Genomic DNA, 8,922 nt, shown 5'->3' on the forward strand with positions numbered 1-8,922 from the left:
GATTTTGGGGACAGTGCGCCAAGGCCGAAAAAGTGAAGCGATCGCCCGCTTCATAGTTGAGCAAACTGCCCAAGTCAAGACTGTCGAGACCGAGTTGATTGATATTCGCACACTACCAATTCCAGTTGATGATGCAGGCTTGAGTGCTCAAATCCCTAGTTTTGCTGAAACAGTGCGTCGAGCAGATGGATTTATTATTGTTGTCCCAGAGTATAACCATACCTATCCCGGCATTCTGAAACACGTATTAGATACCAACTACAAAGAGTATGTCCACAAGGCAGTTGGGCTTTGCGGCGTATCATCGGGATCATTTGGAGGAGTGCGAGCCATTGAATCGTTGCTTCCTGCCTTGAAAGCATTTGGTTTGTTGCCGACTGTCGCAGATCTCAATGTCAGTAACGTTGAGGATGTTTTAGACGAATCTGGGCAGTTGCTTGAACCAGAGCGATCGGCATTTCTACGGCGCTATGAACGCTTTATCAAAGAGTTGGTCTGGCTGACTGCTACATTGAAGCATGGCCGCGAAACGATTCCCCTAGGGTGATGATTGATGACCATTCAGTTTGGTCGGGATATCTGCGGAGACTTAGAAGCAGCAGAGTCGCGTGAATGGCTGGTAACTAATGGTATTGGCGGCTATGCCTGTGGCACGATCGCGGGCCATTTGACTCGCCACTATCATGGCTTGCTCATAGCAGCCCTGAACCCACCCCTAGGACGCACATTGCTCTTAGCCAAACTAGAAGAAACCGCTACCTATCACCAACACCCCTACCTATTGTCAACTAACCGCTGGTCGGATGGATCCATTCACCCCCAAGGCTTTCGCTGGATTGAGCGCTTTTCCCTAGAGGGAACCGTACCTACATGGCAGTTTGCACTTGCCGATGCCCTAGTCATTAAACGAGTTTGGATGCAACGGGGCGAAAACACTACCTACATCACCTATACCTTGCATCGGGGCAGTGCTGCCCTTGACCTGACCATTAAAGCCTTAGTGAACTATCGTGATCATCACGGTGGCAGTACCTACGGTGACTGGCAGGTGGATACCTTAGCTCAGGGTATCTGCGTCAAAGCATTTGCTGAAGCAACGCCATTTTACCTGTTTACCAGTCAAGGCACGGTGACATCAGCCCAAACCTGGTATCACAATGTGGACTTAGCCGGGGAGCGATCGCGGGGCACGGGCGATCATGAGAGCCATCTCCATGCGGCTACAATTACCCTCACCCTGATGCTAGGAGACACGCTAACAATAGTTGCCAGTACCAATTCCTCCCCCCGGTTGAATGGACAAGCTGCCCTAGCCGATCAACACCAGTACGACCAGGGGTTGCTGGAGCGTTGGACATCAGCAGCCCCACACCATGCTCAAAGTCCTGGTTGGATCCAGCAACTCGTGCTTGCTGCCGATCAATTCGTTGTCGATCGTCCAATTGCTAGCGAACCTCAAGGCAAAACCGTTATCGCTGGTTACCCTTGGTTTGGCGACTGGGGACGAGACACCATGATTAGCCTGCCAGGATTAACCATCACCACTGGCCGACCAGAGCTAGCACGTCCAATCCTCCGTACCTTTGGGCGCTATCTAGACCAAGGCATGTTGCCCAATCTATTTCCTGAATCGGGGCAAGTGCCAAGCTACAACACCGTTGACGCTACCCTTTGGTACTTTGAAGCCATCCGTGCTTACTACCAAGCTACCCACGATCAGTCCTTGCTGGTTGAGCTATTTCCAGCTCTGGCTGAGTCAATTGATTGGCATCGACGCGGTACCCGCTATCGCATTCAAGTGGATCCTGCTGATGGGCTGCTGTATGCAGGTGAACCAGGTGTACAGTTAACGTGGATGGATGCCAAGGTTGGTACTTGGGTAGTAACTCCTCGCATTGGTAAACCGATCGAAATCAGTGCCCTCTGGTATAACGCCCTCATCAGCATGGTGCAGTTTGCGCAGGTAATAGGTCGGCCTTACCAAGACTATCAGCGCTGGGCAGAACAATGTGTTCGAGGATTTCAGCGGTTCTGGAACCCTGACCAAGGGTGCTGCTTTGACGTGTTAGACACACCTGGTGGTAACGACGATGCCATTCGTCCTAATCAAATTTTTGCAGTGTCACTGCCAACGGATCCCAACCTTAGCCCTACACCACTGTTAATGCCCAGTTGTCAAAAAGCTGTCGTAGATACCGTAGCTCGTGAACTGCTCACATCCTACGGGCTGCGGTCTCTAGCTCCCTACGATCCTCACTACATCGGCTTCTACAGGGGAGATCAGTTCCAGCGGGATAGTGCCTACCACCAGGGAACTGTTTGGGGCTGGCTATTAGGAGCGTTTGTGCAAGCACATCTACGGGTCTATCAGCAACCAGACTCTGCTCGTGAACTCTTGGAACCGATCGCCGATCATTTGCGAGCTGCGGGGTTAGGCAGCATCAGCGAAATCTTTGAAGGCGAGCCGCCCCACCAAGCACGAGGATGTATTGCCCAAGCTTGGAGCGTAGCTGAAACTCTTAGGGCCTGGGACTGGGTTACGCGATCATCATGATGCCTTTAGAAAACTCTATGCTGCTTATTCTCAACAGTGCGAAAAATCTATACATGAATCTTCACAAAGTTTCGTAGAATGATCCCAAGCACAGAGTAGGTATTTATTCTTATGGCCATGACAACAGATGTATTTCCTTGGCTTACAACGTTGATTATCTTGCCCTTGGTGGCTGCTGTCACCCTTCCCCTCATTCCTGACAAAACTGGCAAAGTAGTTCGCTGGTATGCCCTAGGTGTGGGGATTGTTGAATTGTTACTGATGACCTATGCGTTTGGATCTCATTACGATTCCCGTAACGCATCGTTTCAGCTAGTGGAAACCTTCGCCTGGATGCCTCAACTGGGGCTGAATTGGACAGTTTCCGTGGATGGAATTTCTGCTCCCCTAGTGTTGTTGGCTGGGTTAGTTACTACCCTGTCTATGTTTGCAGCTTGGAAGGTTGATCGTCGCCCCCGGCTATTCTACGCCTTGATGCTAGTGCTATACGCAGCTCAGATTGGGGTGTTTGTAGCTCAGGATTTACTCCTGTTCTTTGTCATGTGGGAGATTGAACTCGTGCCGGTCTACCTACTCGTGTGCATTTGGGGTGGTCAAAATCGTCGTTATGCAGCAACTAAGTTCCTGCTGTACACCGCCGTTGCCTCTGTCTTCATCCTAGTGGCTGCGTTGGCCATGGCGTTTTACGGTGACGTGATTACCTTTGACATCGCTGAAGTGCACCTAAAGCAGTTTCCCCTGGTGCTAGAGCTTTGTCTCTATGGTGGATTGCTCGTTGCCTTTGGTGTGAAGTTAGCCATTTTCCCTCTACATACTTGGTTGCCCGATGCCCACGGAGAGGCCTCTTCCCCGGTATCAATGGTCTTGGCTGGAGTGCTGCTGAAGATGGGTGGCTATGGTCTAATTCGGCTAAACATGGAACTATTGCCCCATGCCCATGTATACTTTGCTCCTATCCTGGCTATGCTGGGAGTGGTCAATATCATCTATGGAGCACTAAATTCCTTTGCCCAGACCAACATGAAGCGGCGCTTGGCCTATTCTTCCATCTCTCACATGGGGTTTGTGTTGCTGGGAATTGCTTCCTTCAGCGACCTAGGTGTAAGCGGGGCTATGTTGCAGATGCTGTCTCACGGCCTGATTGCTTCCGTGCTGTTCTTTTTGGCGGGGGTAACCTACGATCGCACCCACACCATGTTGATGGATAGGATGACTGGCATCGGTCAAGCATTGCCACGGGTGTTTGCCCTGTTTACCATTGCCGCTATGGCCTCACTAGCCTTGCCCGGAATGAGTGGCTTCGTGAGTGAATTATCAGTATTCGTTGGCCTCAGCACAAGCGCTATCTATAGTTCTAGCTTCCGCACCGTCACCGTGTTTCTGTCAGCCGTGGGGTTAATTCTGACTCCTATCTATCTGCTCTCCATGTTGCGCCAAGTATTCTACGGCTCCAGTGCCGAGATGATGTGTGATGTAGTACCCTCCTGTGACCTTAACGATGTGCAGCTTAAGAGTCAAGGTAATGAGGAGGCAGCCTGCTTTGGCACAAGTTGCGCACTACCGATCGAGTCCACCTTTGAGGATGCTAGTCCCCGTGAAGTCTTCATTGCAGCTTGCTTCCTCATCTTGATCATTGGCATTGGTTTTTATCCCAAACTGGCAACCAATCTGTATGATGCAAAAACAGTGGCCGTAAACGCCCAAGTGCGAGGTGCCTACGAGCGTTTGGCCGCGACAAACCCCCAGATCTATGCCACTGGCTTTGGTAGTGGGGCACTTGCTGACTTGAAGACGTCAGCATTGCTAGGTACGGTGAAGTAGTCGATCAGTGGCAGATTCTCAGCAAGAGAACAAGGAAATCTGGAGCTTGGTGAGGGATTGACAAGTTGTCAACCCTCCTTTTTTGCTTAAGTCCTTTTTGCTTAAGAGAGTGTGCAGGACATTCCTACGAGGAGGCAACGTCCCCTCAGCTCCAGGTGTAACCCGATATTCAAGAATTGGTACACCTCATGTCATGCTTCATTGTCAGGGGCGTAGTCTTCGATAATGCTACAGATGCCTTGGGCAAGGGCTGGATCAAACTCTAGGGACATTTCCCCTGTTTCTGAATTTTTCATGATTACATTTTCCAAGCTTTGGGCTTTGAAGCGAAACGTTTCAGCTTCTGTGTGGACATCAATTTTGTAGTTGTCGCTGTCTACTTGTAGGGATGTAATATTCTCTGGTGTGATGTTGTAGGTGGCTTGCAAGAGGTAGCGCGGGCGGCTAGAGAAGCTGAGAATGTCCGCGAGCGTGGCAGGGTCATCGTAGGTGAGGTTGCGCATAGGATGATGTTAGTTGCAGTTGTATCTAGATTTATACTCGACATTTATACTCGACCAGATTTATACTCGATTAGTCGGCGTTGTTTGCCATGTATCTGGATAATGTGAAAGCATTGTTGTCCTTGGACTTCAGCAAATTTGCCAACTAAATTTGCCAGCTATGTGTCGCAGGATAGGGAATAGAGTTAGAGCGATTAGGCATTGTAGCCTTGTAAGCATGTACCAGTGGATTCGCAGCACCGTCATATCGTAGCCTAATAGCCACACGAGGCTGAGTCCAAGGGCGAGGGGAAGGGCGACAAATGCTAGCAGGATCACTAGTTGCGGTGGTTATTGGTGTAACGAATTCGTGACCCTGCCCATTGCAGCTTTTCTTGCAGGGTTTGGTAATAGGAATAATCTTCTCGCAGAATAATAAAATGTGCTTGACAGTCGGCTAACTTGACATCGACTCGATGGCCGGGCCAAATTGAGGTTGCTAACACGCCATCCATCCAAAGTTTAGTGCTGAGGTCTAGATCCATTAACGGCCAGACACTGATTACACATCCCGCGGGCAAGACGATCGGACGGCTGGATAAACTAAGGGGACAAATTGGCGTGACAACGATCGCCTCCATGCCGGGATGCAAAATTGGCCCATTAGCTGCAACTGTATAGCAGGTGGATCCGGTTGGGGTTGCGATTAGTAGTCCGTCGCCTTGATACTGGTCTACAACTTGGCCGTCAATTTCCATCTCTAGAATGGACGTAATCATGCGATCGGCTGAAGCTGGCTTGACGCACATTTCATTCAATGCCAGGAAACGATCACTCACAGGTTGTCGATTTTCTCGTCCACCCTCAAATACGGCAGCTTGGAGCATCATCCGACGCTGAACAGCATAGCGATCGCCCTGCAAACGATCCCAGAGATCTTCAGAGCTATTAAAGCTATCAGGAGACTCGGTTAAAAATCCCAGATGCCCACCAACATTAATGGCCAAGATTGGAATATTGTTGGCTGCTAAGTTGCGAGCGGCAGATAAGGCACTGCCATCACCCCCTAGAACAATGGCTAGGTCAATCGCCAATGAAGCCGATGCCAAAAACACCGGGTAGGGATTATCCCTCGGCCCCGTCGGCCCCATGAGCACCCGGCAACCTCTGGCTTCTAACTGCTGAGCATAGCGCTCTGCCCAGCGTTGTGACAGCGAGCAACCTGCTTTGTGGGCAATAATGACTTGCTTTAGTTCCACGCACTACCTGGAAAACAGCTACTTAGCATTATCCTACGTTCCGGGCGTTAGAATCGTGCTCAGGACTTCGTACCCTGTACCTCTGCATAGGCTGCGTAAACTCCCTGCACATTGTACCAGTTGAGGAAGATGCGGGCAATTTCCAGCGCCAACTGAGGGTTACCTCGATCAATGAGCCACTGGAGCAGAGGAGCCATGGTTCGCTCATTGAGAGCGCCACCCAGCGACAACAATCCCCAAAGTACTCGATGGATCCAAGTCATTTGAATCATCAATCGTACTTCCCAGGTAGGATGCTTTTGGTAAAACACCACACCCATCCTGCCTCGCTGAATTTCCTTGTCAATAAGACTAGGAATTTGGGTTAGCGTAAAGGGTGGATGCCAGTGATAGCCAACAGCATTGGGACATTTTACGAGTTTTAGACCCAGTTGTTTAAGGCGCACTCCCAATTCCAAATCTTCCCAACCATACTGACTAAAACTCACATCGAATAACCCTGCTTTTTCTAGCCAGTGACGGGCGATCGCAACATTCCCCGTGGCAAAATAGGCGGCAGAAAAGTCGGTTAGTTTGTATGGTTCGCTTGTGGGATCGTCAAAATTGCAGGTATTAATAACCCGTCCATAGGTAAATGCTCGCTCGCCTCCCTGCTGCAACCCCTGGGCATGGGCATGTAAAAAGCCTGGAACTACTACTAGGTCGCTATCAATAAAAACGATCGTATCGCCCTTGGCTTGCTCAACCCCCAAGTTACGGGCTGCTGCTGGTCCCTGATGATTTTGGCAAATAAGGCGGACATGGGGTAGTTCTGCTTGGTGCTGGTGCAACCAGTCTAAGGTATCGTCCGTAGAGCCATCATCCACCACTACTACCTCATAGCCTGCGATCGACCCATCGCTGGGTAGCACCTGTTGCTCCATGGCCATCAAGCACTTAGCTAAGATGGGCTTGCGATTATAGGTTGGAATCACCACACTAAAAAACACTGCCAAACCTCACTGCATACAACCCAAACAGGTATTACCCTATTAGCTTAACGTGAGTTCATGCTAAGAACCCAATCTGGAATAGGCAGAGTCGGTTAGGAGAGTGGCTATAGTGCCATCACCCAATTCAGTCCAGGCTAAGTGGCAACAATTAGACACTGTTGACCTTACCAAGATCTAGCCCAGAGCATCCGCTCCAGCCACCACTTCTAGAATTTCTTGGGTAATTGCAGCTTGCCGTGCTTTGTTGTAAGAAATCGTCAAGGTTGAAATCAACTGCTTAGCATTATCACTGGCATTGTTCATCGCCGTCATGCGGGCAGCTAATTCACTCGCTGCTGACTCTTGAAGTGCTCGTAGCAACTGATTATTCAAATACAGTGGCAGCAAGGCATTGAGGATTTGCACTGGATCCTGCTCGAAGATCATGTCACTAGGAATCTCGCGAGTAGGTGCTGATACCTTTTCCCGCTGAACTGAGAGGTTACCACCCTGCGTGGTTAGCCGGAAAATCTCATCTTCAGGATCTTCTAGACCTTGGGGATCAAGGGGTAGCAAGGTTTGTATAACCGGGCGCGAGCTAATTAGGGAAATGAAGCGAGTGTAAATCATTTCAACGCGGTCAACATCTTCAGCTAGAAACAAGGCTAGAAGTTTGTCGCTGATATTAGAGGCTTCCGCAGCAGTAGGAATTTGCTCTAACCCTGAATAGGTAGCGGCAATAGGCTGCTCTCGACGCTGGAAATACTGAATTGCTTTGCGACCTATTAACACAAACTGATAGCCCACACCCTGAGCAGCTAACTCTTTTGCTCGCATTTCTGCTCGCCGAATCACATTAGAGTTATAGGCTCCACACAGTCCACGATCGCCAGACACCACTAAAATTCCAACGGTCTTAGCATCTCGTGCCTTTAGCAATGGCAGATCAACATCTTCAAACCTAAGGCGAGACTGCAAGTTGTTTAGAACCTGTGCTAGACGATCAGCAAATGGGCGAGTAGCAATTACTTGTTCTTGGGCACGGCGTACCTTTGCTGCTGCTACTAGCCGCATCGCTTGAGTAATTTTTTGGGTGTTTTTAACCGACTTGATGCGATCGCGAATGCTCTTGAGGTTGGCCATAAATCTTCCGAATATGGAGTGTTAGAGATGAAATATCGGCACTTAGACATTAGGTGCCAGACCTTACGCTGACACCTAACACCCAAACAACAGGCTATGCTGCTGCTAGAAAAGTTTGCTTATAGTCTGCGATTCCCTCCTTCAGCAGATTTTCAGCTTCTTCAGTCAGAACTTTTTGCGTCTGGATAATCTCAACATACTGAGCCTTGCTAGTCTTGAGGTAATCCCGCAACCCCTGAGTGAAACTAGTTACCTTATCTAGAGGAATATCGTCTAAGTAACCGTTGATGCCAGAGTAAATTACTGCAACCTGTTCAGCCAACGACAGAGGGGAATACTGCGGCTGTTTCAGGATTTCCCGTAAGCGCTGGCCCCGCGCCAATTGATTCTGCGTAGCCTTGTCTAAGTCAGAAGCGAATTGGGCAAAGGCTTGCAGGTCATCAAACTGAGCTAGCTCTAGCTTAATCTTACCAGCCACTTTCTTCATAGCTTTGGTCTGAGCAGCCGAGCCTACCCGCGATACAGAAATACCAGGGTTGATGGCAGGACGAACACCAGCGTTAAACAGGTCAGTTGATAAGAAAATTTGACCATCAGTGATGGAAATCACATTAGTGGGAATGTAGGCAGAAACGTCACCTGCTTGGGTTTCGATGATAGGTAAAGCTGTCATACTACCTTCACCCAAGGCT

At 49.5% G+C, this 8,922-nt stretch carries 8 protein-coding genes; 3 read left to right on the forward strand and 5 right to left on the reverse strand.

Annotation, left to right across the window (positions count from 1 at the left end):
- Position 1: 1 nt before the first annotated feature.
- The 3 genes from NZ772_08620 (at position 2) to NZ772_08630 (ending at position 4,375) form a co-directional block, all read left to right on the forward strand.
- Positions 2-547: an NAD(P)H-dependent oxidoreductase gene (locus tag NZ772_08620; protein ID MCS6813617.1), complete on the forward strand. Its 546-nt coding sequence runs from the start codon at positions 2-4 to the stop codon at positions 545-547.
- A gap of 6 nt (positions 548-553) precedes the next feature.
- Positions 554-2,554 carry an amylo-alpha-1,6-glucosidase gene (locus NZ772_08625; GenBank protein MCS6813618.1) on the forward strand — a complete coding sequence of 667 codons (2,001 nt, stop codon included), beginning with the start codon at positions 554-556 and terminating at the stop codon, positions 2,552-2,554.
- Between the two features lie 117 nt (positions 2,555-2,671).
- Positions 2,672-4,375 carry an NAD(P)H-quinone oxidoreductase subunit 4 gene (locus NZ772_08630; protein MCS6813619.1) on the forward strand — a complete coding sequence of 568 codons (1,704 nt, stop codon included), beginning with the start codon at positions 2,672-2,674 and terminating at the stop codon, positions 4,373-4,375.
- 191 nt (positions 4,376-4,566) lie between these two features.
- On the opposite strand, the gene NZ772_08635 is transcribed toward NZ772_08630, so the two are convergent.
- From NZ772_08635 to NZ772_08655, 5 genes are all read right to left on the reverse strand, one after another.
- Positions 4,567-4,878, reverse strand: coding sequence for a hypothetical protein (locus tag NZ772_08635; GenBank protein MCS6813620.1), 312 nt, complete (start codon positions 4,876-4,878; stop codon positions 4,567-4,569).
- Between the two features lie 317 nt (positions 4,879-5,195).
- Positions 5,196-6,116 (reverse strand): NAD(+) kinase, encoded by a 921-nt coding sequence (locus NZ772_08640; GenBank protein ID MCS6813621.1) that lies wholly within the window; start codon positions 6,114-6,116, stop codon positions 5,196-5,198.
- A gap of 59 nt (positions 6,117-6,175) precedes the next feature.
- Positions 6,176-7,105 (reverse strand): glycosyltransferase family 2 protein, encoded by a 930-nt coding sequence (locus NZ772_08645; protein MCS6813622.1) that lies wholly within the window; start codon positions 7,103-7,105, stop codon positions 6,176-6,178.
- Between the two features lie 177 nt (positions 7,106-7,282).
- Positions 7,283-8,230: a F0F1 ATP synthase subunit gamma gene (locus tag NZ772_08650; GenBank protein ID MCS6813623.1), complete on the reverse strand. Its 948-nt coding sequence runs from the start codon at positions 8,228-8,230 to the stop codon at positions 7,283-7,285.
- A gap of 94 nt (positions 8,231-8,324) precedes the next feature.
- A partial coding sequence (locus tag NZ772_08655) for a F0F1 ATP synthase subunit alpha (protein MCS6813624.1) occupies positions 8,325-8,922 on the reverse strand: 598 nt, incomplete at its 5' end.

It is taken from the genome of Cyanobacteriota bacterium, assembly GCA_025054735.1.
In the GTDB taxonomy this organism is placed as follows: Bacteria; Cyanobacteriota; Cyanobacteriia; order SKYG9; family SKYG9; genus SKYG9.